We start from the raw sequence: 26,048 nt of genomic DNA, 5'->3' as shown, positions 1-26,048 counted from the left end.
TTATTCTCCTTCCCCGTCCCGGGACGGAGCATTTTTGCCGTTGAACTCCCGAATTATCTCGTAATAGTCCTTTAAAAGCTGTTCAAACTCCGCCAGCTTTTTGCGCTTGTCCTCCTTTACGGGCTTAGCACGTGCGGGTGTAAGCGGTGCGGGGGGAAGCTTGTAAAGCAAAAACGGATCGCCCTTAAGCGATATCGAAAGCCGTCCGGGCGGGTATCTGTCCACCAGGTCCGAAATGGGCTGAAGCTCGAACTCGTCCAGATACATATGTATAAGCTGACCCGACTGCACGATCTTTTTAATACCGCAGTCGGATGCCGTCTTTCGTATAAGCGACACCGCAATAAGATTTCCCACCTCGCGGGGTATATCTCCGAAGCGGTCGATAAGCTCGTCGATAAGGTCCATGGACTCCTCCTCCGTTTCGAGAACGGAGATTTTTTTGTATATATCTATGCGTATTTCGGGAGAGGTGATGTAGTCCTTGGGGATAAAGGCATCCAGCGAAAGGTCCACCGTGGTGTCCTCTTTCTTCTTTTCGGGTGCCTCGCCCTTGAGTTCACGTACCGCTTCGTCCAGAAGCTTTATGTACATTTCATAGCCCACAATGTCCATATGTCCGTGCTGCTGTGCACCCAGAAGGTTGCCCGCGCCGCGTATCTCAAGGTCGCGCATGGCGATTTTGAAGCCCGAGCCGAATTCGGTATAGGCGCGTATGGCAGTGAGCCTTTTGGTTGCGATTTCGCTCAGCTCCTTGCCCTTGCGGTAGGTCAGATATGCATATGCCTTGCGGTTGCTTCGTCCTATTCGTCCGCGTATCTGGTGAAGCTGGCTGAGCCCCATTTTATCGGCATTTTCTATTATCAGCGTGTTGGCGTTGGGCACGTCAACTCCCGTTTCGATAATGGTTGTACACACAAGAATATCTATTTCGCCCTCTATCATCTGACGCCATATCTCACTCAGCTCCTCACGGTTCATTTTACCGTGGGCGGTGGCGATATTAACGTCGGGCAGACGTTTTTTGATGTCGTAGGCGCGCCGTTCCAGAAGGTCGATGTCATTGAGAAGATAAAACACCTGACCGCTTCTTCTTACCTCGCGGCGGATAGCCTCGGCAAGTATGGCAATATCATGCTCCATAACGTAGGTCTGCACCGGAAAACGGTCGCCGGGCGCTTCCTCCAGAAGCGACATATCCCTTATTCCGCTGAGCGCCATATTAAGCGTTCGGGGAATAGGAGTTGCAGACAGGGTAAGCACGTCCACATTTTTTGAAATTTCCTTAAGCCTTTCCTTATGGGTGACACCGAAGCGCTGTTCCTCATCCACCACAAGAAAGCCTAAATCTGAAAACTGCACGTCCTTTTGTATAAGCCTGTGCGTTCCCACGACAATATCAACAAGACCCTTTTTCATGTCGGAAACGGTCTTGTCCTGCTGTTTTTTGGTGCGGAAACGGGACAGCATATCTATTTTCACGGGGAAGCCTCTGAAGCGGGTCAGCAGGGTTTTGTAGTGCTGCCATGCAAGAATGGTGGTGGGCACAAGAATTGCCGCCTGCTTACCGTCCATTACGCACTTGAAAATTCCGCGCATGGCAACCTCGGTCTTACCAAAGCCAACATCTCCGCACAAAAGTCTGTCCATGGGTATTTCGCTTTCCATGTCCTTTTTGATTTCCTCAACACTGCGAAGCTGTGCGTCCGTCTCGCGGTACTCAAAGGCGTCCTCAAATTCCTTTTGCCAGGGGGTGTCGGGCGAAAAGGCATAGCCCTTCATTTTTCTGCGCTGTGCATACAGCTCGATAAGCTGTTTTGCAATATCCTGCGCACCGCTTTTTACCTTTGCCTTGGTCTTGTGCCATTCGTTACCGCTGAGCTTTGTCAGCTTGACACCGCCCTCGTCGTCGCTCTTTGAGCCGATGTATTTGGAAATGGTATCAAGGTTACTGCAGGGCACATACAAAACGTCGGTGCCTGCATAGCGAAGCTTTATAAAGTCCTTTACGGCACCGTCAAATTCCATGGTCTGTATGCCGTCGTAAATACCGATACCGTGGTTGATGTGCACCACGTAGTCCCCCACATTAAGGTCGGAATAGGACAGGATTCTTTCCTTGGCACTCTTTTTGGAGGATGGTCTGCGCTTATCGCGGGAGCCTGCCCATGCCTCGGCATTATTGGTGAGAAGCACGAACTTTGAAGTATTAAGCTCAAACCCGTTTTTGATGCTTACCACTCTTTTTCCCTCGTTTTGCGCCACCATAATGGCAGGCACACCGGGAGTCAGGTCATCCTCGGGAGTAACCATGTGGCAGTGTATGCCCCGCTCCTCCAGAATGGAAAATGTATTTTCCGCCTCGGCGGTGTTTTCACAGCTTACCGCAATTTTAAAACCGCTTTCGATATATGCCTCGATATCCTCCAGCATAATACCGAGATTATCCCCGAAGGGAGACACGGGACGGGTGGTAAAGGAAAACACACCGCTTAAGGGGAATTCGTCTACGGTATGCATGAAATTGTCCGCAATAACCGTCTTTTCGCCCTTTATGTAGTCGCAAAACAGCTCGTAGGGGTAAATAAGCTCCAGTTTATCGGGTATAGCCGATCCCTTGCCCTCGCAAATCATTTCATTAAGAGTTTCACGTATGAATTTATCCGCGGCAATAAGCCTTTCCTTTTGCACATCACCCGACAGAAGTATACACAGCGGGCTGTCAAGATAGTCCAGCATTGCCGCTTTTTGGGGGTAGATAAGGTCTATATAGAAGTCGTGGGCAAAGCTGAGTCCGCCCTCTACTTTTCCGATTTCATGTGTTATGGCGTCCGCATCGGAATTCTTTTTACTGCGTGCCTTTTTAAGCGCCTCAGCAATGCGTATTCTCGCCTCCCCGGATATAACCACCTCGCCCGCAGGCAGAAGTATTACCTCGGTAAGGTCTTCAAATCCGCGCTGGGTAAGCACGTCAAAACGGCAGATACGGTCCACCGTATCCCCGAAAAATTCTATTCTCACGGGACTTTGCTGACCCGGAACGAAAATATCCATAATACCGCCGCGCGCGGAAAACTGGCCCTCGCCCTCTACAAGCTCGGTACGGCTGTAACCCATTTTCACCGCTTTTTCGCACAAATCGGTCATGGAATAGTCGCAGTCGCGCTCTATTTTACAGCTCATGCCCAAAAGCACGTCTTTGGGGACAGTACGCTGACATGCCGCCTCGATGGTGGTGATGAGTATATCGTAATCTCCCGTAGCCGCCGCGTAAAGTGCAGAAAGACGCTGATACTCGAAGTCGTGAGAAGACACCTCGTAGGACGCCAGCGCAAAATCGCGCGCGGGAAAAAGCAGTATGCGCGGGCATATTGCCTCCAGCTCACCGTACAGTGTACGCGCATCCTTTTCGTCCGGCACGAATATTACCGTCTTTTTACCCATGTCACGGTACAGCGCACCGCAGAACGCACTTTTTGCGCCCTGTGCAAGCCCCGTGACAAGAAGCGGATTTTTTTCGTTTTTAAGTGTGGAGACAAGGGAGTTATACTCCTTTTCTCCGTGCATTGCATCCAGTATGAATTTCATGAATTAAATTTACCCATAGCCTTATCGATTTCTCCCGACAGCATCATTTCAAGCGCGTCACACGCGTCCTGAAAGCGGGGATATATCGCCTCGGCATCCTCTTTGGAAAATTCCGAAAGCACCCAGTCCGCCAAATCGTAGTCGGGATGGGGCTTGGCGCCCACTCCCATTTTTATGCGGGGGAAGGCGTCGCTTGAAAGGTGGTATATTATTGATTTTATACCGTTGTGACCGCCGTCCGAGCCTTTTCTTCTTATACGCAGCTTGCCCGGCTCCAGGCTTATGTCATCAAATATTATAACAATATTCTCGGGGGGGATTTTGTAGAAATCCGCCGCCTCGCGCACAGCCTCACCCGAATTGTTCATAAAGGTCTCGGGCTTCATGAACAAAACTCTCTTTGAGCCGAAATTCACATCCGCCGTCATCGCCTTGAATTTGAAATTATTTATTTTAAAGCCCTTTTTCTGAGCGATATAATCCAGCGTCATAAAGCCGATATTATGGCGCGTGCGGGTGTATTTTGCACCCACATTGCCCAGCCCCGCAATAATATATTCCACAGGCATGGGCGGTGTCTTTGGTGTTTCTATTTTCTTGAAGAGGTCAAATATGTCTGCCATTATTTACAGTTATCCTTTCGTTTTCAAATTCGCAATGCGCTTCGCTCTGCAATTCGCAATTCGCAATGCGCAATGCGCAATTGATGTTGATTTTGCTACGCAAAATCTCCAAAATAAACTGAATATAAATAATAAGTTTTATAGATGTTTTGTCTGTTATTTCAAGTAAAAAGCATTTTTATTTAAAATTATTTTTCGCTTTAGCGAAAAATTTCCTTAATTGCGCATTGCAAATTGCGAATTGCAAATTAATTTTTTGTTGTTCCCGTAGAGCCGAAGCCGCCTGCACCGCGGTCGGTTTCTTCAAGCTCGTCAACCTGCGTAAGTGTGCACACCGCCACCGGAATTATCATCATCTGGGCTATTCTCATGCCCTTTTCAACCGTGAAGGGCACATCGGAATTATTGACAAGCGCCGCCTTGACCTCGCCTCTGTAATCACTGTCGATAACGCCTATGCCGTTGGCAAGTCCTATGCCGTTTTTGTAAGCAAGTCCGCTGCGTGCGCACAAAATTGCCGCATAGCCCGACGGCACTCCTACCGCAAAGCCGGTGGGGACAAGCACTCTTTGACGGGGCTGTATCACAATTTCACTTTCAATGCAGGCATACACATCCATCGCCGCCGCACCCTCGGTCATATATTGGGGCAAAATACAGCTTTCGTTTAATTTTTTTATCTTTATTTCCATCTTACACCTCATGCTTTTAGCCTGAATTAAATATTGCAGACTCTACTTCAAATATCCCCTTGTAAACTCCGTTGTGGGATTTTCGCCTTTTATGAAGCTTTTTATGATGTTTATTATCTGATTTTCGCTCTCGTCGGTAAACATCAGTGTCGCAACACTCACACCGCAGTCGTACAGCGCCTTCAATTTGTCCGCACCGCACAACGGCAGTGAATTATATATGATATTATGCCCCATGCCGTCGGCACAAACGGGAAATTTTGTACCCGTACGGTCGGTCAGCACGGTTTTTCTGCCACACGCTTTACCGCAGTGCTCACATCCCGACGGGTTCATCTGGCAAACGCTTGTCACCATCAGGGGAAGTCTGCCGTAAACCGTTACGGCACAGGGAATTTTGTATTTGTCCGTGTCGCGTATCTGGGGAAGAGTAGCTTCCGCCGACAGCGTTACAGATTGAAAGCCCATTTCGCGAAATGCCTTTACACTTTCCGAGTTGTAAACATTAAGCTCCGATGCGCCCATAAGCGAGTAATCCGCATTTTCCACATCGGAAATGTGGGAAACGTTGCGAACAAGGCACTTTTTGTAGCCGAGAGTTGTACCATTCTGTAACATTCTGACGAAATCTGTCCGCTGAGTGTCCTGCACTGCGTGGGGTGTTATAACACCATAAATGTCCTTAGCACACGGGAGCTTTGAATTCAAAGGGAAATATATACCCTCAAGATACTTTTCGCCGAAATCAAGCTTTTCTATTGCATCAAGCAGTTTTTGAGAATATGCCGAGCCCTCGCAGAATACCATGCGAAGTCCCAACGTGCCCGCTTTTTTGATTTTTTTCATGCTTCGGGCATTTTTAGGCGGTCTTGACGGGGTAAATTCAGGTATATCGGGCATTTCGGGTACAGCGGTGTTTTTTATTTCACGTGCGCTTCGGGAAAGCACACCGCTGAGTGCATTTTCGGCGCGTCGGGTCAATTCCTTGTCTTTTTCACTGCGCACCGCACCCGTAATCACCCGCTTGCCGTCGTAGTAGCCGTCGGTAAAGCCACGGGAGAAAAGCTCCTTTAACTGCCTTACCTCGTCGGGTGTTGCACTTCTGCACTCGTCCGCAAGACGTCTGTAAATACGGCTGACCCCGAAAACATATTCGGGGCTCTTCATTCTTCCTTCAATTTTGAGCGAGGCTATACCCATACCGCATATTTCGGGAATATGCCCCGCAAGGCACATGTCGGGTATACTGAGCGAGGCTTTGCCGTTATAGTCAAGTCGGCAGGGCTGGGCACATTCTCCGCGGTTTCCGCTTCTTCTGCCGATAAAGGAGGACATAAGACACTGTCCCGAACGGCACACGCATATCGCACCGTGAACGAACATTTCAATTTCGGTTTTGGTCTGTGCCGTAAGTATTTTTAAATCCTCTCTTGAAGCCTCACGGCAAATAACCACTCTGTCAAAGCCCTTTTCCGCCAGAAAATTCACGCCCCCGGCATTTTGCACCGCCATTTGTGTAGAGGCGTGAAGTGTTATATCGGGTACGGTTTCCTTAAGGTACATACCCAGCCCCACATCCTGCACAATAAAGGCGTCCGCGCCCATATTGTGAAGCCTGTACGCAAATTCCGCCGCCTTTGATATTTCAAGGTCGCCCACCAGGGTGTTCAGCGTTATATACACTTTTTTGCCCTTTTCGTGAGCAATATACAGAGCGCGGTGAATAAGGTCATCGGTAAAATTCTTTGCCGAGGCCCTGGCATTAAATGCCGTACCGCCCATATACACCGCGTCAGCGCCCCCTGCCAGTGCGGCATAAAAGGCATCTATACTGCCCGCGGGAGCAAGTATTTCGGGTTTATGTGTGTTTTTTTGCATAATAATTAAAAAAATTCAATCTTTTAATATTTTTTGTATTGAAAAATCCTTACTTATGTATTATAATATATTTTATTAATTTTTGGAAGAGTTTTTTGAAAATTATTTTATAAATTTAAGCCGAAAGGAACGCCATGAAGGTTTTTAAATTCAATACGGACTTTTCAAAATACAAAACAATCGTCGTGAAAGTTGGTACCTCCACCCTTACTCACGAAACGGGCATGGTCAATCTGAGAAAAATAGAGCTGCTGGTCAAGGTTTTAAGCGACCTGCAGAACAGCGGCAAGAAAATAATACTGGTAAGCTCGGGCGCGGTAAGCGCAGGCTTTGCCAAGATAGGCTTTACCGACCGTCCCAAGCTGACTGCCGAGAAGCAGGCAGCGGCGGCTGTCGGTCAGTGTGAGCTTATGAATATGTACGACAGTCTTTTCTCGCAGTACGGTCACAAGGTGGCTCAGGTGCTTCTGACAAAGGACGTGGTGGACAATCCCGTAAGACGCGAAAACTGCGTAAACACCTTTGAGGTGCTTCTGAAAATGAACTGCATACCCATCATCAACGAAAACGACACCATCTCGTCGGTTGAGCTGGAGTTCGGCGGTAACGACACTCTATCGGCATACGTTGCCTCCATAACTCACGCCGACCTTGTTATAAACCTTTCGGACGTGGACGGATTTTTCGACAGTGACCCCCGAAAGGACCCCGATGCCAAGCTTATTCCGCTGGTCACCCACATAAGCGAGGAGATTTCGTCCTTTGCCCAGAGTGCGGGAACAGAGCGCGGAACGGGCGGTATGATTGCAAAGCTGAAAGCGGCGGGGATTGCCGCCGAAGCGGGTGTGCCCATGATAATCGCCAACGGCGTAAACCCGAAAATACTTTACCACATCGTGGAGGGCACTTTCCGCGGAACACTGTTCACGAACGAAAATATCACAGCGGAGGAACAGGACTTTGAGCATTGAAAATCCCGATAACATAACCCCTTTGATACTTGCGTATGTCGGCGACTCGGCGCTGGAGGTGCTGGTAAGACAAAAGCTTGCGATGGAGGGCATTACAAAGCCGGGCGAAATCAACAAGCTTGCACTTAACTACGTCACCGCCAAAAATCAGTGTGCCGCCTGCGACAGAATAATGGAGCACCTTACCGAAAAGGAAAGCGACATCTACCGCCGCGGCAAAAATGCCAAAAGCCACTCCAACCCGCGAAACGTGTCGGTGTACGAATACCGCAAGGCAACGGGACTGGAGGCAGTGTTCGGCTATAACTATCTTCTGGGCAATCACGAGCGAAATAAAGAGCTTTTTGCAATAGCATACGAATAAAAAATTCGCAAGGCTGATTTAAAAAACGAGGTGTCTATATGAAAAGCATGACTTTTACCGCCGCAGGCGATGCAATTTTTTTGAAGAGAACCGCACCCTATGAAGGCTATGACGAAATATGTGATTTTATAAACAAAGCCGAAGCAAAAATCATAAATCTGGAAACCGTCCTGTCGGAATATGACAGCTTCCCGAATGCCACCAGCGGCGGCACCTGGATGAATGCCGACCCAAAGGTTGCAGATGACATCACCGCCATGGGCTTCAATTTTTTCGGGGTTGCCAACAATCATGCCATGGACTTTTCCTACGGCGGACTGGAGTCCACCTGCCGTGCTCTCAAAGAGCGCGGTATAGCCTACTCGGGCACGGGCTGTAACCTTTACGAAGCGAGCCGTCCCGCCGTACTGGACTTTTCAACCGCGCGTGTGGGCGTTATATCGGTATGCTCATCCTTTGACCAGAACTGGAAAGCAGGCGAACAGGGCCCTGCTCTCAAGGGCAGACCCGGTCTTAACTATCTGAGGTTCAACACCGAATACATTGTCACTGCCGCCCAGCTTGAAAGTCTTAAGGAAATCGCCGCCGCCACAAACATAAACATAGAAGCGGATATTGAACGCCGCGACGGTTTTCTGCCACCGCTTGAAGAGGGCACATTTGTGCTTGGCAAGCAAAAATACCGAGTGGGCGAAAATACAGGCTGTATCACCACCTGCAACAAAAAGGACAAAAAACGTCTTCTCGACCTTATAACAGATTCAAGACGCTATCTTGACTACGTGGTGGTGATGGTACATTCACATGAAATGGGTACAAGCCACACCGACCCCGCCATGTTCTACAAGGAATTTGCACACGATGCCATCGATGCCGGCGCCTGCGCCATTATCGGCGGAGGCTGCCATCAGCTCAGACCTGTTGAAATATACAACGGCAAGCCCATTTTCTACTCCCTGGGTAACTTTGTGTTCCAGACCAACGCCGTACGGCTTCTGCCCTACGACTTCACCGACAAGCTGGGCTTCCCCAAGGACGTCACCACCGCCGAAGCACTGGCACTGCGTTCGGACAACGGCAAAAGAGGGCTTCATTCAAAGATTGATAACTTTCTCACCGTCATCCCCTACATTAAAATGCAGGATGACGAGGTAACCGAAATAGTATTAAAGCCCGTAGAGCTGGGCTTTGACCGTCCCATTGCGGACAACGGTCTGCCCCACCCCGCAAAGGGCGATACAGCCAAGGACATTTTCAACCGTCTCGACCGTCTCAGCGCCCCCTACGGCACAAAATTAACGCTTGACGGCGACCTTATACGGATATCACTCACATAAAAGGAGAAACACATGAACACCATCAACGAACAGGTAAAGCAAATAGCATCCAGAATAAAGGAGCTGCGTGAAATAATGGACATGGAGCCCGCCGAGCTTGCCGAAAAGCTGGGTATTTCACTTGCGCAGTACCATTCCTACGAGGACGGTCTGGACGACATACCCATCAGCATAATATACGGCATTTCGGGAGCTCTTGGCGTAGATTCCACCGTAATACTCACGGGAAGCGACGCAAGAATGGCTGAATACACCGTGGTAAGAGCAGGTCAGGGACACGAAATCGAGCGCTATCCCGGCTACGCTTTTTCCTCCCTCGCCATAAACTTCAAGGGCAGAGTAATGGACCCCATGATAGTATCTCTGGGCGCGGACAAGGAGCCCAGCGAGCTGGTTTCCCACAAGGGTCAGGAATTCAACTACGTCACCAAGGGCGTGGTTATAGTCACACTGGGCAAGCGCGAATTTGTGCTTAATGTGGGCGACAGCATTTATTTCGACCCCACCATTCCTCACGGTCAGCGCGCAGGCGGTGTGGACAGCGAATTTCTCACCGTAATACACGATTAAGGAGCACTGCATGAACAGCTACAATTTCATGTTAAATAAATTTCTGCCGAGAGTTGATTTTACCTCCTACGAGGACTTCAAGCAGAACTACAAGCTGAACATTCCCGAAGGCTTCAACTTCGCTTATGACGTTGTGGACGAATGGGCAAAAAGCTTTCCCGAAAAGCGCGCCCTCATCCACTACGACGACGAAACCGAGGAAAGCATCGACTACACCTTCAGCGATATGAGCCGTATGAGCAACAAAGCGGCAAATGCCTTTACCCGCATGGGCATAGCTAAGGGTGACAAGGTCATGCTCATTCTGCGTCAGCGCGTTGAGGTATGGGTATCCTTCCTGGCACTTCACAAAATAGGCGCGGTATGTATCCCCGCCACCTTCCAGCTTACCCCCAAGGACATTGTATACCGCTGTGAAAGCGCAGGCATAAAAATGATATGCACCGTTGACCAGCCCGATATACTCAAGAATATAACCGACTCCCTCAAGGACTGCAAAACGCTTGAAAAAGTATGTGTTGTGGGTGAAAATATCCCCGAGGGCATGATGGACCTGCGCTATGAGTTTGAAAACTCCGATGAAAGCTTTGCCCGTGTGCCCAACCACATAAACGACCCAATGCTTATGTATTTTTCGTCGGGCACAACAGGTATGCCCAAAATGATTCTGCACGATTTCACCTACCCTCTGGGTCACATCGTGACGGCGAAATACTGGCAGAGAATTCAGGACAACGGCGTTCACCTTACCATGGCGGACTCCGGCTGGGCTAAATTCGGTTGGGGCAAGATATACGGCCAATGGATCTGCGGTACGGCGATAGTCGCGTATGACGACAAAAAATTCGTGCCCGCAAACCTTATGAAAGCCATCTCCAACCTTAAGCTCACCACCTTCTGCGCTCCCCCCACCATTTTCCGCTTCCTCATAAAGGAAGATTTGTCAAAGGGCGATTTTTCCTCCATCAAGCACTGCACCACCGCGGGCGAGCCATTAAACGCAGAGGTATTCAACAAGTTTTACGAAGCAACAGGCCTGAAAATAACCGAGGGCTTCGGTCAGACCGAGGGCAGTGTTCTCATCGCCAATTTCCAGTGGTTTGACATCTGTCCCGGCTCTACGGGAAAACCCTCTCCCCTTTACGATATCGATATCGTGGACGAGAACGGCGTATCCTGCGAGGACGGCGTTGTAGGCTCAATTGTCATCAAAAACGCTTCCTCCATGCATCCCGCAGGTCTTTTCCGCGAGTATGTAAATGACCCCGAAACCATGAACAGAGTGTGGGTAAACGGTGTTTATAACACGGGAGATGTAGCATGGCGCGATGCGGGCGGATATTTCCATTTCGAGGGCAGAAATGATGACGTTATAAAATGCTCAGGCTACCGCATCGGTCCCTTTGAGGTGGAAAGTGCGCTGCTTACGCATCCTGCGGTACTGGAATGTGCCATAACCGCCGCACCCGACCCCATCCGCGGTCAGGTAGTAAAGGCGACCATAGTTCTCACCCGCAGCTTCACCCCCTCGGACGAGCTGACCAAGGAGCTTCAGAACCACGTTAAAAAGGTTACCGCACCCTACAAATATCCCCGAATTGTAGAATACGTGGACGAGCTTCCCAAAACTATCGGAGGCAAAATCAAGCGCAAGGAAATCCGACTTAAGGACGAACAATAATATGATAAAATATATTTTTAACCGTGACAAACTGCCCCGTCCCTTTCTCGAGGGCAGAGAGGATCTGACACAGCTTTATTACAAAGCATGGGAGCTGGCGTTCAAAAACGTAGAGTATATCGACAAGGAGGGCTGGAACCCTCAGCTCACCTGCATGCCGGGTGTAAACACGGTATGGCAGTGGGACTCCTGTATTATGGTGTTCATCACCAACTACTCCAACGGTACCATCAGCGCCCTGAATAATCTTGACAACCTTTACAGGTTGCGCCGTACCTCCGACGGCTATATGTCCATGGCTTACCGCATAAGTACAGAAAAAGAAGCCTTCGGCGAGCGCATCAATCCCCCGCTTATGGCATGGGCGGAATGGAGCTATTTTATGATTTCGGGTGACGATTCCCGTTTTGAAAAGGTACTTCCGGCGCTTGAGGGCTTATACAGCTTCATCAACACCCGTCGTACCCGTTCCTGCGGACTTTATTACTTCGAGGACCCCGGCTCTTCCGGCATGGATAACGCTCCCAGGGGCGGATACCCTGCCGTACAGCTTCTGGGAAGCGATGTGTGCTTTATAGACCTTGCCTGCCAGCAGGCACTCACCGCCCGTCATCTGGCATTGATATGCAGGCATCTTAAAGACAACCAAAAGGCTGACTTTTACGACGGAGAGCACGCGCGTATATGCGGGCTTATAAACAAGTATCATTACAGCGAAAAAACAGGCTTTTATTATGACTTTTTCGCCCGCGGCTCGGCAGATGCAAAGGTCAAACTGATTAACACAAAAACCGCCGCCGCTTTCTGGGCGCTGACCTGCGGCGCGGCAACGGGCGAGCGTGCCGACAGCGTGATACGCCACATGACCAACCCCGACGAATTTTACACAAACGTTCCCTTTGCTTCACTTTCGGCGGACGACCTGAATTACATGCCCGACGGCGGATACTGGCTGGGCGGTGTATGGGCGCCTACGAATTTTGCGGCAATACGCGGTCTCTGCGATGCAGGCAGACACGATTTGGCACGTGAATCGGCAATAAAATATCTTGATGCCGTAGCAAAGGTGGAAAATGACCCCGACTACACCAGCATCTGGGAGGTTTATTCCCCCACCGAGCACCGCCCCGCATTGCGCGAGGAGGGAACGCTGTGCCGTAAGGATTTTGTAGGCTGGAGCGGTCTTGCACCCATAACACTGTTTATCGAAAATATTATCGGTCTCACCTTTGATGCACCTAAGAACACCGTCACCTTCCGCCTGAACGGCAAAAAATGCGGGCTGGACAACATGGAATTCAACGGTGCAAAGCTCAGTGTAGAGTGTACTCATGCCGACAGCGCCAAGGGTGCAACAGCCGTAAGCATTTCGGCAGAAAAGCCACTGACCCTCAGGGTTATTTCACCCGACGGCAACAGAAGCACCGATTTTTCCGTCACACCGGGCAACAATACCTTCAGCTTCTAGAAATTTATGTCACTTCAGCCGGACATCGTTTTTTAATCCATAAAACAAACAAAACCTGAAACGTATTTTACGTTTCAGGTTTTTTCTTTAATTGCTCATTGCGCATTATGCAATATTCTGTTGCAACACGGGCGCAGATTCGATATTATATGTGTCAAGCGCGGTTTGGTTGATTTTGAAGGCATTTTCGCCTTTAAGCTTTTCAACCTTGTCGTTCATACGCTGAGGACGGATGACAAACTCGGCGATGGCATCCTTATATTTGTCAAACATATTGAGTATGAGAGGCGTTCTTTCCACCAGGAAAATTCCCACACCCTCATTATCCACACGGGTGACAACTCCCGAATCGTGCATCAGTGCCGCCTCGGCAAAGCCGCGGACATTGCTGAACAGGAAGTAGTAGTTATAAAATACATTGTTGGCGCTTCCCGAAGAAGCATACACATTCAAAAGGTCGCCCAGCGGTATGGTAATACCGTCGGGGCTTTCGTTTATAATACCATCCTCGCTTTCGTCCTTGAAGTTTTTGAGGGTTGCGGAGGTGGTATTGACGATTTCAAGTATTCCGTCGGCACGGCGGGATTTTTCTTTTTTGTCGTCCTCGGTCAATTCCTCCCCCGTTTCGGGGTCGGCATATGCGGTATTAAAATAAATATGGCGCAGAGTGATAAAATTCTTTTTATAGTAATCCATCAGCTCGTCGCGTGTTATTTCCTCGCTTCCGCCCTCGCCCAGAACGCTGTCCGCGCCCTTTTGCGCCAGTGCCTCAAGGCGGTAAAAATCGCGGAGAGTGTTGTACCCTACGCCAAAGCGGAGCATTTCGTTATTGAACGCCGTTCTTGTGCCGTAAGCCGCCACAAGGGTATCCAGCGCGGTAATTATTTCATCATCCTCGCTCTGAGAAAGAGTTATACCGCTGTCCTTGGCAATCTGTGCGTAATAAAGTATGGAAAGTGCGCTGTTGAGAGTTTCGTCAAACAGCACCTGAGATATGGTTCTTCCGTCGTCCGACTCGGTGCTCCAAAGTGTCTTGTCATCCTTGGTGTCGCCCGTCACGGAGTAAAGATATGTGGATTTGGTCTGGGACAAAAGAAACAGAAACACACCGCCGGGAATGGCATTTTCCTTGTAAACCAAAAGTCCCTCGGGGGTTTTTGCAGGCTTGGTAACGGAATCCTCGCGATTGGTAACACCGGGGATATTTACACTTGACAGGTCGGTAGGGTTGGTTTTGTCGTTTTGCGGTTTGTCTGCACAGGAGTACAGCGCAAAGCAGGAAAACAGCATTGCAAGTACCGCAAAAAGTGAAATTATTCTTTTCATAAGCTCTCCGAATTAAATTTTACTGCACAGCTATAACCGCAGTGCCCTTGACGGTAAAGGTGTCGAGAGTTGCCGTATCGATAACAAACTCGCTTTCCTTGGCCTTCATAAGCTCTTTTGTTTTTATGGGCTCCAGTGAGCCGTCCTCTTTCATTATTTCTTTATAAAGAGGGAACATATCCTGATTTAACGGCATTTTTTCCACAAAGAATATGCCCTTATCGGTATCCATTCTTGTGACCTTACCCATCTCTCCCGCCAACGCGGTCTCGGCAAAGCCCTCTACATTGTTAAGCAGGTAATAGTACAGACCGAAAACATTGAACGCACTTTTTTCCTGCTCCGCCGCATATGCCATGGCGTACAGAATATTGTTCTCGGTAGGAAGTGTAAGCCCGTCGGGGTATGCCTCCAGAAGTGCGTCGGTAGAAAGGGCTGCAAACTCCGAAAGCTGCTGACCCGCCGCAAGTCCTGCCTCAATGGAAGCCGCCTGAGCCTCGACCTGTGCCTTTTCCTCATCGGTAAGAAGCACCTCTTTGCCGTTGGCACCCACCTTATTTATATTATTAAGGTTCAGGTGACGCAGGGTGACGTAATTCTTGTTATAGTAATCGAGGTAGTCCCGGTCGGTAATGGGGTAGCTGCCGCCCTCACCCAAAACGTAGCTTTTGCCCTTTGCGGCAAGCTGCTGCAGGGAATAGTATTCCTTGAGAATATCATAATTCACGCCGTAGTTTGCCATTATGGAGTTAAGACCGCTTTTATTTACATTATAGCCCGTCATGAGAGCCTCCAGGTTTTCCTCGGTCTTTTTAACATCCTCCTCGGTAAGCTTTTCGCCTGCCGCGTCTGCCGCCGAAGCATAATAAACCAGCGACATCGCGGTAGACACCGCATCCTCGGTTATGTAATCGGCAAGTATTTTTCCGCCGTCCGTCTCCCACACCTCGGGAGCATCCGCCGTCTGACCCAGCGAATAGAGCGCCATGGTCTTTGCCTGGGAAAGAATATAGCCGAACATATTGGTGCTGACAGAGCGTGTACCGTAGGTTATAAGGGGCTGATATTTTTCGCCTGATGAACAGCCTGCAAGAAGCACCGCCGACAATACCATGACAAGCGCCAATATACATGAAATTATACGTTTCATATCAAAAAATCCTTTCAGATATTTATGTCTTACATTATACACTATAATTATGTACAAATTATTTCCGCAGGGTAAGCCCTGTGCCAATGCGCGTACAAACAACGCGGGTGTTTAAGCTATGATTGTCACGCGAGGTGTTTTCGCGGATTGGCTCGGCGCCCACGCCGCAGGGTAAGCCCTGCACCCAATCCGCGAACCAACAACGCGAGTGATTCAGCATTATTTTTTCTCGCGAAGAACAATCGCGAATCGGCTCGGCGCCTACGCCGCAGGGTAAGCCCTGCGCCCAATCCACGAACCAACAACGCGAGTGATTCAGCATTATTTTTCTCGCGAAGAACAATCGCGAATCGGCTCGGCGCCTACGCCGCAGGGTAAGCCCTGCGCCAATGCGCGTACAAACAACAGGTTTTAAAACTATGATTGTCACGCGAGGTGTTTTCGCGGATTGGCTCGGCGCCCGCGCCGAAAACACAAAAAGCTCCGGCGCACCGAAGCTTTTTGTTCGTATCAGAATATCAGAAGCAAATGGTTTAAGTCTGACAAAGGGTGTATCACGCCCTCTGTCCGGCGAAGTGTATCACGCTCCGCCAAGCATAATCTGCCACAGGTCGGTATCGGTGGTGCAACACCAACCATTGTGTACAGTATATCACACTTTTTTTGTTTTTGCAATAGAAAATCAAAAAAATGGTCAATTTACGGTATTTATTTTGAAAAAAGCTATATACAATTGTAATTATGGGGGTTTTTTATACGTTTGCGAATACATTTGTTCCGTTTCTCTTGCTTTTACGGGGAATTAGTTGTATAATATATCCATTAAATTTATCAGAGGCTTGTATGAAAATTTTTAAAAGTCCGCGTGTTCTCATAACGCTTTCCATGGCAATCTTCGGCACACTGGCACCTTTTGTGCGTAATGTGGGGCTTTCATCGGGTGAAATTGCGCTGTACCGTGCGGTTACCGCCATAATGCTCATCGGTGCTTTCCTTGCCGTCACGGGAAAGGGTCTGCCCATACAAAATATCGCAAGGCGCATCCCTCTGCTGGTGCTTTCGGGTGTTGCCATGGGCTTTAACTGGATACTGCTTTTTGAGGCATACAAATACACCACCGTTTCTGTTGCAACTCTCAGCTACTATTTCGCTCCTGTTATTGTCACGGTGGTAAGCCCGTTCCTGTTCCGCGAAAAATTGACTTTTCGCCAGGCGATATGCTTCATCATGTCCACACTGGGTATAGTTCTCATAACGGGTCTCGGCGGCAATTCCCCTGCTCCCAACCATCTTTTGGGCATACTTTTCGGATTGGGCGCAGCGGTCTTATATGCGGCGGTCGTTCTTATCAATAAGTTCATTTCCGGCATTACGGGAATACACCGAACCTTTATGCAGTTTGTTGCCGCCGCAGTTGTTCTTGCTCCTTATGTAGCCCTGACAAGCGGATTCAACCTGCCGCAAAACGGATTTATCGGCTGGGCAAGTCTTGTGACTGTGGGCATTGTCCACACGGGCATTACTTACTGTATGTATTTTTCGGCGCTGGGCGGTCTGACGGGTCAGAAAGCCGCTATCTTAAGCTATATCGACCCTCTTGTCGCCGTTATTATATCGGTCACCCTTCTGGGAGAACCGCTCACCCTCCCCCAGGCCGTCGGCGGTGCGCTGATACTGGGCTTTACACTGTACAACGAACTGTCGGAGAAGTAATTTGTATAAATTCTCAGTTTTGTCAATAACTATTTAGAAAAAATTCTAAATAGTTATTGACTTTTTGTTTTACGTATGTTATAATCTATTTAGAAAAATATCTAAATACCTGGAAAGGAGCTTTTTACGATGGGAATAAACGAAACACTCAAGGCAATTTCCGACCCCGCAAGGCGTGATATACTGCAAATGCTGAAAAGCGGTAAAAAATCCGCCGGTGAAATTGCGGAAAGCTTTAATCTCACCGCCGCCACGGTGTCATATCATCTGGCAAAGCTGAAAAAAGCTGACCTTATTACGGAAAGAAAATACAAAAACTTCATATACTATGAGCTGAACACTTCCGTTTTTGAAGAAGTGCTCACCTGGATTTATGCGCTGGGAGGTAAAGAAAAATGAAATTTGTAAAATGGAAAATTCTTATTATAACTGCCGTTATCTGCCTTTTGCCCGTTTTTTTGGGGCTTTCGCTGTGGGAAAATCTTCCCGACACCATGGCAATACACTTTGACATCAACAACAATCCCGACAATTTTGCTTCAAAGGGCTTTGTGGTGTTCGGACTGCCCGTTTTAATGGCGCTTATGCAGACCTTTTGCTGTATTGTTACCGACCTTAACGCCCAAAAACACGGCAGTCGGAAAAAATTTGAAGCGGCAGCAAAATGGATAATTCCCGTAATGTTCGTATTTTTGCAGACTATCACGCTGGGCTACGGGCTGGGACATGATATTGACATAAGAAAATGCGCCGTTACCATAGTCAGTGTCATATTTATTGTACTGGGCAACTATATGCCTAAGCTGGACTACGTAAAGAATTACAATATCGATACCCAAAAGGCGCGCAAAATCAATCGGTTTATGGGATTTTCAATGGTAATAATGGGCATTTTGTTCCTCATAACCATCTTTTTTCCACCGATTTTTTCGGTCATTGCACTTATTTTATTAATTCCGTACATTTTGCTTACCGTCATTTACTCCATTGCGGTAATACGAAAAAAATAAACCTTATACCCATAAAAAATGCGCTGCGGAATACCGCAACGCATTTTTTTATTGTAATTGCCCTTGACCTTTTGCCTCAGCGCCTCATTTACCATTCAAAATTCTTTTCGATATCAGGATAGGGATTTATGCTGAGATGCTCCGCAAGAGGCAGACCCTTTCTGGCTCTGTCCATGAAATTCATAAATTCCGTAAAATCGGGCAGCTTATGACGATGCTGACCGGGTCGGAACCATGCGCCCGCATTGCCCTCACAGCCCAGATATTTATAGCACTCCTTCACCGCGCTGAAATTCTGCCATGCACCGATGGGATTTATCCAGTAGTCCTGCATACCCTCGCACTGCAAGTAGTATCTGGGAGCAATGAGAGCGCCGAAGTAGTGCATATCGTAAGGCAGCTTGTCCTCATTATCCGCATAGTCCCACAGCTTGGGTCCCATCCAGGTGGGCAGATTTTTTATCATATCTGAAATTCTTTCGGACGGTCTTTTAATTTCGCCCTGGTCGGTCACATAGCATCTGTGGGAAACCGCGCCGTGGCATCCGCTGTTGTTGGGGCACACGTATTTTATACGCTCATCCACCGTAGCGGCAAGCATAACCGTCTTTCCGCCCCTGGAATGTCCGGTGATGCCAACCTCGGTCTCATCGGTGTAGGGAAGCTTTTCAAACACATCCATGCAAACGGTATATCCCCACGCCCAGGCGGAAATAGCAGTAAATTCGGGGTACTCGCTGTACAGGTCAAACAGCGGACCCTTTCTTTCGTTGGTGTCGTTGGCAAGCTCGAGACGGTTAAATCTAGCCACGACATATCCTCTGCCAATAGCTTCCTTTATGGTGTCGCTTTCCAGATTATCATAACATCCGTCGCCCGTCAGAAGAACAGGATATTTCACTTCCTCCGACTTATTTCTCATTATGCCGAGATAAAATGTGACGTATTCTTTTTCATTTTTTCCGGCTTTTACTCTGTAATATGTAGCCGTGGCGCAGGGTGTTCCCTTGTTTATGCGCTCAAAATCCACATATTCGGGTCTTGGCGGCATACCGCCATATTCAAAATCCACCACCATATTGCGGATCTCATCTCTTTTTTCCTGCCACTCTGCAGGCGTCATTCTTGTGCCGTCCGCTTTTTTGAACGGGTCGGGCATTTTACCCAGGAACTCAACCTTTCTCATAATCTGCATCTCCTTTATGTATCAAATGTAATTTATGTTCCCATAACAAGCTGTGCACCTTTTGCATGATTACTTCTTTGGTATCATTTTTTCGGACTGACATATTTTAATACCGCCGCCAGCTTTTGGAATAATACCAAATCCCTAAGGTTTCACATCCGCCTTTGTTTTTTCAATAAACTCTTCCAATATCTTAACTGCCTGCTCTATGCATCCGTCGCATGTGCAAAGCCGATTCCCCTTTATTTCACTGCACAAAGCCGAGCCTACTTTTTGAGCAAAGCTTTCCATAAGCCCGCGTGCGGCTTGGTAGCTCGCTTTTTTGTTGGTTTCGGGCAGTTTTTCCGTTCCGAAGCTTTTCATTTTTCCCGCCGCAAGCACCATGGCACTCACGGCACCGCATATCCCCTGGGTACCGCCCATGCCGCCGCCAAAGGCTTCCGTAAGTCTGAACAGCTCATCTTCGCCGCATCCCAATTCGTCCGCAAACACACACGCCACTGCCTGGGCGCAATTATATCCCTTTTTATGGTTTTCCACCGCTTTTTCGCATTTATTCATTTCAAATTCTCCTTTTTGAACCGTGCGCAGTGATATTTCCCATTGCTTCAATATTAAATATTGTCAATGAGCTTTTTCATTGTCTCGCCCTGCGCAATATATACAGTTGAAATTTTCCTGATTTCTTCCTGGCCGTAATTATATTTATCGAAAATGCCTACTGTTTTCATTCCGATTTTATCCGCCGTATCAACTGCAACGTGTGAATCCTCAAACACATACGTTTCTTCCATGGGAGTACCCAGCAGCTCCAGCGCCTTCAGGTATATATCCGGATGCTCTTTGCCCTTTCCGATTTGTGTGCAGGAAAGGATATCATTAAAATACTTTCCGATTTTCAAATGTTCAACCGCCATATTTATAAGTGATATATCTGTTGCCGACGCTATGCACATTTTTACCCCTTTGTCGTAAAAATATTCCAGAAGCTCCGACGCGCCGTTTTTTAACTCAACCTCATTTGAATAAAAGTCAATCATCATTTGATTGGCGATTTCAAACAATTCTTCACCGCTGTTTCCTATATTGTAAACAGAATGAATGTGCTCCATACCGTCCTTCAAGGTCTTTGTTCTGACAAATTTATCGTCCGCTTCCAAAGGACGAAAGCCTTTACGGTTCAAAAACCGTATTCCGAATTTCTCCCATAAAATATCCCACAGCATCAAAGAATCGACCAATGTACCATCCATGTCAAATATTGCGCCTTTGATATTTTTTAACATTTATATTCTCCTTTTTTCAATACCTTACCTGTTTTCACGCAGATAATTAAACCAATCCCATACACCACTCAACCAAAATAGCAACAATAACCACAAGTACAGATATTATAAATCCGTGAATCATTGGATTTATTCCGGCTTTTTTCATATCCTTAAAGCTTGTGTTCAAGCCTATCGCCGCAAGTGCAGTAACCATCAAAAACTTACTTATGTCCTTGGCAGCCGATGAAACATTTGCAGGTATCAGCCCCATACTGTTTACCGCCGCCAAAGCCAAAAATCCCAAAATAAACCAAGGGAAGAGGCTTAAAATATTGACTTTCTTGTATGAAGCGTCAGCCATTTCTTTTCTCTTTAACTTCAGACTTACAACAGAAAACACCAAAACCGTCGGAATTATGGCTAATGTCCTTGTCAGCTTAACCATAGTGGCAAAATCGCCCGCGCCTTCGCTGAAAGCATATCCCGCGGCAACTACGCTTGATGTATCATTTACTGCCGTACCCGCCCACAAGCCGTATGCCATATCACTCAGCCCGAGCATTTGTCCCATAATCGGGAACAGTACAATCATTGCCATATCAAACAAAAAGGTTGCCGACATTGCATAGGCAATATCCGAATCCTCCGCATCTATGACGGGCGCAATGGCTGCAATGGCAGAACCGCCGCAGATACCCGTTCCCGCCGAAATAAGATTTGAAAGCTTCCAGTTCAGCTTCAAAGCCCTGCCTATAAAGTAACCTCCGCCAAAGCAGGTCAACAGGGTGAAAACCATCACCATCAATGATAATTTTCCCACAGAAAGAATAACCCCGACGCTCAGAGAAGCGCCAAGAAGGATAATGGCGAATTTCAACACTTTCTTTGAAGCAAACTTTGTTCCCGGCTTCAAACATTCCGGTCTCCAAAAATGATTAATTATCATTCCCATAAATAATGCAATAACCGATGCACCTACAATATGTATCGGCAGAATGCTTTCTATTGTTTTCGCCGCCAAAGCGATTAACAGAGATACTGCTAAGCCGGGTATTATCTTTAACGTTCTTTTCAATGCTTTCATGTTTTCCTCCATTTTATCCTGTCAGCCTTCGACCGTCATGCCGTAAAGCCTAAGTTATTATTTATATCTTGAATTTAAAAAGTTCCTCATAACCTTCACGGCATACTCCGCTGTTTCCGTTTCGATGCCTTTTCCGAAGCAGTTGAGAGACACTTCCATATTATATACGCCGTTATAGCCGATTTCATCAAGCGCGTCAAACACATCTTTCCAGTCGATAGAACCGGTAAGGGGGATTTTATGCTGGTCTGTCAAGCCATTATTATCGTGTAAATGCAAAACGCTTATGCTTTTTCCGATCCGACGTATTGCATCTCCCGGCGAAGGATTATCATCAAAACGCATGGCCTTATTGGTATGACCTGTATCCATACAGGTCACAAAGCAGTCCCCGAATCCGCCTTCCTCGCAAATCCTGTTATATGTTTTTATAAATTCATCCGTACAGCCAAAAAGGCAACAGCAACCGTGATTTGGCGCATCTCCGAGGGTTTCCGTCGCAATTTTCACCCCATACTGTCTGGCAAAAGGCAGGATATTCACAAACAAATCAAAATTAAGCTGACGCAATAATTCCGGATCCGTATCCTTGGGGAAATTACAATTTGAAACACCGTGCATAACGCATACAGGCGCCCCCAGAGCACTTGTCGCAAGACAGTCAATACGTGCATTTTTTATTACCCTGTTATCCCACTCGGGTATATTTTTAAAGGTTGTCATTCTGCCGTGAGTCATTGCAATTTCAATTCCCGACTGCTCCGCTTTTCGTTTAAGGCCCGAAAAATATTCAATTATTTCATCATCGGTTTTACTATATATTGACCCCGGTTTCTCGCAGTCAAACTCATCCGAGTGCAAATTAAAATCCACACAATCAGCACCGACTTTCTTTGCAATTTCAAACACATTTTCGTTCCCGTAAAGGCTTTGCAAGGAAAATGTTGAAATTCCGATTTTTCTTTTCATATTAATATCCTCGAATCGATTTATAGTTTTGATTTTTCAACCGCTTTTTTAACACAAATTTATATCAAGCCAAACGGAATATTTATTGCATATAAACCTGCAGATGATACCGCAAAAATATTGCTGATAATTTTTTATTCAAATTCGCACCTGCAATTTCTTTCTTATCTATGGATTTGCTCAAAGTAAAAAGTTTTAAATTTTTTCGATAATCTTACTATAAAGACTGTATAATCTAGATGACAATGGGTTTCATCCAGTGTTCATATTTAGTTAGGACAAATATTATACAATTACTTTTTCATTTTTGTACATTGTAATTAAAACATTTTCTTCTGAAAATATAAATATATATCCCTTATAAAGCAAAGCTGTTCCGTTTTCATATCGACTCTCTATTTCTTTTAGAAATACTGAAGAAGTTTTCATTACTTGAAAAGAACTCTTTCCATAGGCATAAGCTTCTCGTACCAATTTATCAGCATTTACATTTCCACCATTGGGATATCTTTCATAAATTCTTTCTCTTGCGTGATTAGTTAATGCAATAGGATAAATTTTCGGATTCAGAAAACCTTCTCTGTTATATATATCTTTAATATAACTTTGTTTATCATATAGTCTATTATATTTTCCGTTGGCATTTCTGCCATCGATTTTATATCCATCTGTATTAAACCCTAATTTATTATACCCTTGCTTATCGTAGCCGCTTCTATCATATCCATTTTTATCATATCCTGTAATATCGTATCCAAAATCATCGAACCTTGTCCCGTTTTTATGTATTCCTTTTCTGTTGAAGCCACGTTTATCTCTGCCAAAAAAAGTATTTACGAGTAATACACAAAAGAAAATCAAAGCAACTATAATTATACCTAACATATTCAAATGTTTCTCCTTTCGCAAAATTCGACGATCTTTATATAAAGACTGTATAATCCAGATGCCAATGTTCTTCGGCAAGGTTCGTATTTAGTTAAAACCAAAAATCTCATATAGCATATACGAGCATACCCAACAGTGAAGATATGACAATCATTATTATAGGCGACATTTTCTTCTTCGAAAAATATTTGTATAAAACCGCCACAATCCCTAAAACTGCAGTAATAACAATTGACCTCAAATTCATTTTAAATGTATCTTCCATCAGGCAATTCTTCACTAGCATATATACACCCATAGCAAGAACTATCCCGATTACACCGGGTTTTAAACCTCTTAAGACTGCCTGTACATATTTATTTTTAAACGCATTTTTTAACAGTGCAGTTATCAGGAGTATTATTATAAACGATGGCAAAACAACGGCAAGTGTTGCGACTAACGCTCCGAGAAACCCTGCCTCGGTACTTCCTACATAAGTTGCAAGATTTACCATAATCGGTCCGGGTGTGCTTTCACTTACCGCAATCATATAAGAAAGAGCTTCATCGCTTAACCAACCATAAGACAAAACCACATCTCTGATTAAAGGAATAGCACCGTATGCTCCACCGAAAGCAAATAAGCCTACCTTTAAAAAGCCTAAAAACAAATCAAGATAAATCATTTTTGCATACCACCATCTGTTTTTGGTGTTCCTTTAACCATAAATATTACAAGGCTTATTACCCCTGCAATAAGCATCAGGACTATCGAAGAAAAATCAAGCGAAAAGATATTAATAATGAGCATTGTTACAAATGAGCATACCATAAAAGTTTTTGGCAATATTTTTTTTGGCATCTTTTTTATCATTGTTATCGCAGCATCAAGAATAAGAAAACCTACTGCTATTTTAACACCTTTAAAAGCGTTGGCTATAAGCGTAATTTCCAAAAAATTATCCAAAAACATAGAAATTAAATAAATCACTGCAAATGACGGAAGTACAATTCCCAATGTTGAGATAATTGCACCGATTATCCCGGCTTTTTTATAACCTACATATGCAGCACAGTTTATTGCAATCGGTCCGGGAGTAGATTCTGCAATTACTGTGATATTCATCATCTCATCGTGAGTGATCCACTTCTTTTTTTCTACACAATTATTTTCAATCAGCGAAATCATTGCATATCCGCCGCCAAAAGTAAACAAACCTATTTTAGCAAATATTAAAAATAACTCTATTAATATTCCCATCTGCCAATACTCTCTTTTTCGATTTTTTGATCCTAACTTTTTTCGCCAATTTTCGACACTCTTACTATAAAGACTGTATAATCTGGATGCCATGTTTTTGAATGGTAGCTCATATTAAGTTAGGAACAAAAAACTATCTTACTTTAAAAATGATTCTTTATGGTTAATAATGAACTGATAATTCAATTCAACTAAATCATCTTCATATTCGAAGAACGCATCATCACACTCATTGAGTATTGCCTCGATTCTTTCTTCCTCTGTTTCATCATCTGTAGTTAAAATTTCTTCTCTTTCATCTCTGTCGGCCGGAACTTTATCTCCGTATATACTAATAGCTTTTTTGCAAATCTCTGCCGTTTTCATCGCTCCTATTTTTTCAAAAGAAGAAACAAGTTCATTTCCAAACATACCACTAGAATTAAAGAAAAACTGCGCGAAACCACCATTGTTAACTTCCATTTCTAGAGATTGTGTAATATAGAAAACCTTTTGCTCACCATTTAAAGTTTCCATATTATCTCCGTACTCGCATTTTTCAGCTATGTATTTATCCATCTCCACAACAAAATTTTCTTTTTCTTCTATTTCCCATATTTCATCAATACTTTTTGCTTCAAACATTGATGTATCAATTTTAACATCATCAGATATATTTATCTTTTGTTTAAATTTATTTGCAACTAATCCTACAATCAATACTGCAACAACAACTAGTAAAATGATTATTATTATTTTTACTGACATAACAAACGCTCTCCTTTATTCTATATTTTCCGACACTCTTTATATGATTTTGTCAAGTCAGGAGAACAGTGAATAATAGGACCTACTACTTTTTCCTGATTTTTTCACTGCATTTTTTCTGAACAAAATTCCTTAGAACCTGCGAGAATACTGGATTTTCTCGCACCCGATAGTATTCTTTTGTCAAGTAAGTGAACAAAAATTTTTCATATTTTTTTGAAAAATTTTCATCACGCTATTTTAATTCATTTGGTATTTATTATAACATATAATGCTTTGATAATCAAGATTTC

The 26,048-nt window shown here is 45.8% G+C and carries 23 protein-coding genes and 1 pseudogene; 9 read left to right on the top strand and 15 right to left on the bottom strand.

What is annotated here, in order from left to right; translation table 11 throughout:
* The 4 genes from mfd to E7588_06560 all read right to left on the bottom strand — a co-directional run bounded on the left by mfd (position 1) and on the right by E7588_06560 (position 6,781).
* A complete protein-coding gene (mfd, locus tag E7588_06575) occupies positions 1-3,588 on the bottom strand; it encodes a transcription-repair coupling factor (protein MBE6688926.1) in 3,588 nt (1,195 codons plus the stop codon).
* Positions 3,585-4,211, bottom strand: a complete 627-nt coding sequence (locus tag E7588_06570; protein MBE6688925.1) for an aminoacyl-tRNA hydrolase — start codon at positions 4,209-4,211, stop codon at positions 3,585-3,587. Before E7588_06570 ends, mfd begins: the two co-directional genes overlap by 4 nt.
* A gap of 248 nt (positions 4,212-4,459) precedes the next feature.
* A complete protein-coding gene (locus E7588_06565) occupies positions 4,460-4,903 on the bottom strand; it encodes a dUTP diphosphatase (protein MBE6688924.1) in 444 nt (147 codons plus the stop codon).
* A 42-nt stretch (positions 4,904-4,945) separates the two neighbouring features.
* Positions 4,946-6,781: a hypothetical protein gene (locus E7588_06560; protein ID MBE6688923.1), complete on the bottom strand. Its 1,836-nt coding sequence runs from the start codon at positions 6,779-6,781 to the stop codon at positions 4,946-4,948.
* A 134-nt stretch (positions 6,782-6,915) separates the two neighbouring features.
* Here E7588_06560 and proB point away from each other — a divergent pair, with 134 nt between their 5' ends.
* Genes proB through E7588_06530 form a run of 6 tightly spaced genes read left to right on the top strand, consistent with a single transcriptional unit; the run spans position 6,916 to position 13,172 of the window.
* The gene (proB, locus tag E7588_06555) at positions 6,916-7,752 is read left to right on the top strand and encodes a glutamate 5-kinase (protein MBE6688922.1); all 837 of its coding nucleotides are present in this window, start codon (positions 6,916-6,918) and stop codon (positions 7,750-7,752) included.
* Positions 7,742-8,116: a ribonuclease III gene (locus E7588_06550; protein ID MBE6688921.1), complete on the top strand. Its 375-nt coding sequence runs from the start codon at positions 7,742-7,744 to the stop codon at positions 8,114-8,116. Before proB ends, E7588_06550 begins: the two co-directional genes overlap by 11 nt.
* Before the next feature lie 38 nt (positions 8,117-8,154).
* On the top strand, positions 8,155-9,453 hold the full coding sequence (locus tag E7588_06545; GenBank protein MBE6688920.1) for a CapA family protein: 1,299 nt from the start codon (positions 8,155-8,157) through the stop codon (positions 9,451-9,453).
* A gap of 21 nt (positions 9,454-9,474) precedes the next feature.
* Positions 9,475-10,023, top strand: coding sequence for a helix-turn-helix transcriptional regulator (locus E7588_06540; GenBank protein ID MBE6688919.1), 549 nt, complete (start codon positions 9,475-9,477; stop codon positions 10,021-10,023).
* 28 nt (positions 10,024-10,051) lie between these two features.
* Positions 10,052-11,704 (top strand): acetyl-CoA synthetase, encoded by a 1,653-nt coding sequence (locus tag E7588_06535; GenBank protein MBE6688918.1) that lies wholly within the window; start codon positions 10,052-10,054, stop codon positions 11,702-11,704.
* 1 nt (position 11,705) lies between these two features.
* The gene (locus E7588_06530) at positions 11,706-13,172 is read left to right on the top strand and encodes a hypothetical protein (protein MBE6688917.1); all 1,467 of its coding nucleotides are present in this window, start codon (positions 11,706-11,708) and stop codon (positions 13,170-13,172) included.
* Between the two features lie 105 nt (positions 13,173-13,277).
* Here E7588_06530 and E7588_06525 read toward each other — a convergent pair whose 3' ends face one another.
* Positions 13,278-14,498 carry a hypothetical protein gene (locus tag E7588_06525; protein MBE6688916.1) on the bottom strand — a complete coding sequence of 407 codons (1,221 nt, stop codon included), beginning with the start codon at positions 14,496-14,498 and terminating at the stop codon, positions 13,278-13,280.
* A 19-nt stretch (positions 14,499-14,517) separates the two neighbouring features.
* Positions 14,518-15,648, bottom strand: coding sequence for a hypothetical protein (locus E7588_06520; protein ID MBE6688915.1), 1,131 nt, complete (start codon positions 15,646-15,648; stop codon positions 14,518-14,520).
* An 843-nt stretch (positions 15,649-16,491) separates the two neighbouring features.
* Here E7588_06520 and E7588_06515 point away from each other — a divergent pair.
* The 3 genes from E7588_06515 (at position 16,492) to E7588_06505 (ending at position 18,371) form a co-directional block, all read left to right on the top strand.
* Positions 16,492-17,361 (top strand): EamA/RhaT family transporter, encoded by an 870-nt coding sequence (locus E7588_06515; GenBank protein MBE6688914.1) that lies wholly within the window; start codon positions 16,492-16,494, stop codon positions 17,359-17,361.
* Positions 17,362-17,490: 129 nt separating this feature from the next.
* A complete protein-coding gene (locus E7588_06510) occupies positions 17,491-17,760 on the top strand; it encodes a winged helix-turn-helix transcriptional regulator (protein ID MBE6688913.1) in 270 nt (89 codons plus the stop codon).
* Entirely contained in the window at positions 17,757-18,371 is a 615-nt protein-coding gene (locus E7588_06505; protein MBE6688912.1) for a DUF1648 domain-containing protein, read from the top strand. The genes E7588_06510 and E7588_06505 overlap by 4 nt, the downstream gene beginning before the upstream one ends.
* A gap of 88 nt (positions 18,372-18,459) precedes the next feature.
* On the opposite strand, the gene E7588_06500 is transcribed toward E7588_06505, so the two are convergent.
* From E7588_06500 to E7588_06460, 9 genes and pseudogenes are all read right to left on the bottom strand, one after another.
* Positions 18,460-19,566, bottom strand: a complete 1,107-nt coding sequence (locus tag E7588_06500; GenBank protein MBE6688911.1) for a hypothetical protein — start codon at positions 19,564-19,566, stop codon at positions 18,460-18,462.
* Between the two features lie 135 nt (positions 19,567-19,701).
* Entirely contained in the window at positions 19,702-20,118 is a 417-nt protein-coding gene (locus E7588_06495) for a C_GCAxxG_C_C family protein (GenBank protein ID MBE6688910.1), read from the bottom strand.
* 53 nt (positions 20,119-20,171) lie between these two features.
* Positions 20,172-20,843, bottom strand: a complete 672-nt coding sequence (locus E7588_06490; protein MBE6688909.1) for an HAD family phosphatase — start codon at positions 20,841-20,843, stop codon at positions 20,172-20,174.
* A gap of 46 nt (positions 20,844-20,889) precedes the next feature.
* Positions 20,890-21,909 carry a YeiH family putative sulfate export transporter gene (locus E7588_06485; protein MBE6688908.1) on the bottom strand — a complete coding sequence of 340 codons (1,020 nt, stop codon included), beginning with the start codon at positions 21,907-21,909 and terminating at the stop codon, positions 20,890-20,892.
* A 57-nt stretch (positions 21,910-21,966) separates the two neighbouring features.
* The gene (locus E7588_06480) at positions 21,967-22,878 is read right to left on the bottom strand and encodes a sugar phosphate isomerase/epimerase (GenBank protein ID MBE6688907.1); all 912 of its coding nucleotides are present in this window, start codon (positions 22,876-22,878) and stop codon (positions 21,967-21,969) included.
* A 609-nt stretch (positions 22,879-23,487) separates the two neighbouring features.
* Positions 23,488-23,736 (bottom strand): annotated as a pseudogene (locus E7588_06475) (hypothetical protein).
* A 136-nt stretch (positions 23,737-23,872) separates the two neighbouring features.
* Complete coding sequence (locus tag E7588_06470; GenBank protein MBE6688906.1) at positions 23,873-24,433, bottom strand: chromate transporter; 561 nt, start codon at positions 24,431-24,433, stop codon at positions 23,873-23,875.
* The gene (locus tag E7588_06465; GenBank protein MBE6688905.1) at positions 24,430-25,008 is read right to left on the bottom strand and encodes a chromate transporter; all 579 of its coding nucleotides are present in this window, start codon (positions 25,006-25,008) and stop codon (positions 24,430-24,432) included. The genes E7588_06470 and E7588_06465 overlap by 4 nt, the downstream gene beginning before the upstream one ends.
* A gap of 138 nt (positions 25,009-25,146) precedes the next feature.
* The gene (locus tag E7588_06460; protein ID MBE6688904.1) at positions 25,147-25,755 is read right to left on the bottom strand and encodes a DUF4375 domain-containing protein; all 609 of its coding nucleotides are present in this window, start codon (positions 25,753-25,755) and stop codon (positions 25,147-25,149) included.
* Positions 25,756-26,048 lie beyond the last annotated feature (293 nt).

It is taken from the genome of Oscillospiraceae bacterium, from assembly GCA_015065085.1.
Lineage (GTDB): Bacteria > Bacillota > Clostridia > Oscillospirales > SIG627 > SIG627.
The sequence above is the reverse complement of the archived record's forward strand: the minus strand, read 5'-3'. Positions and strand labels throughout refer to the sequence as shown.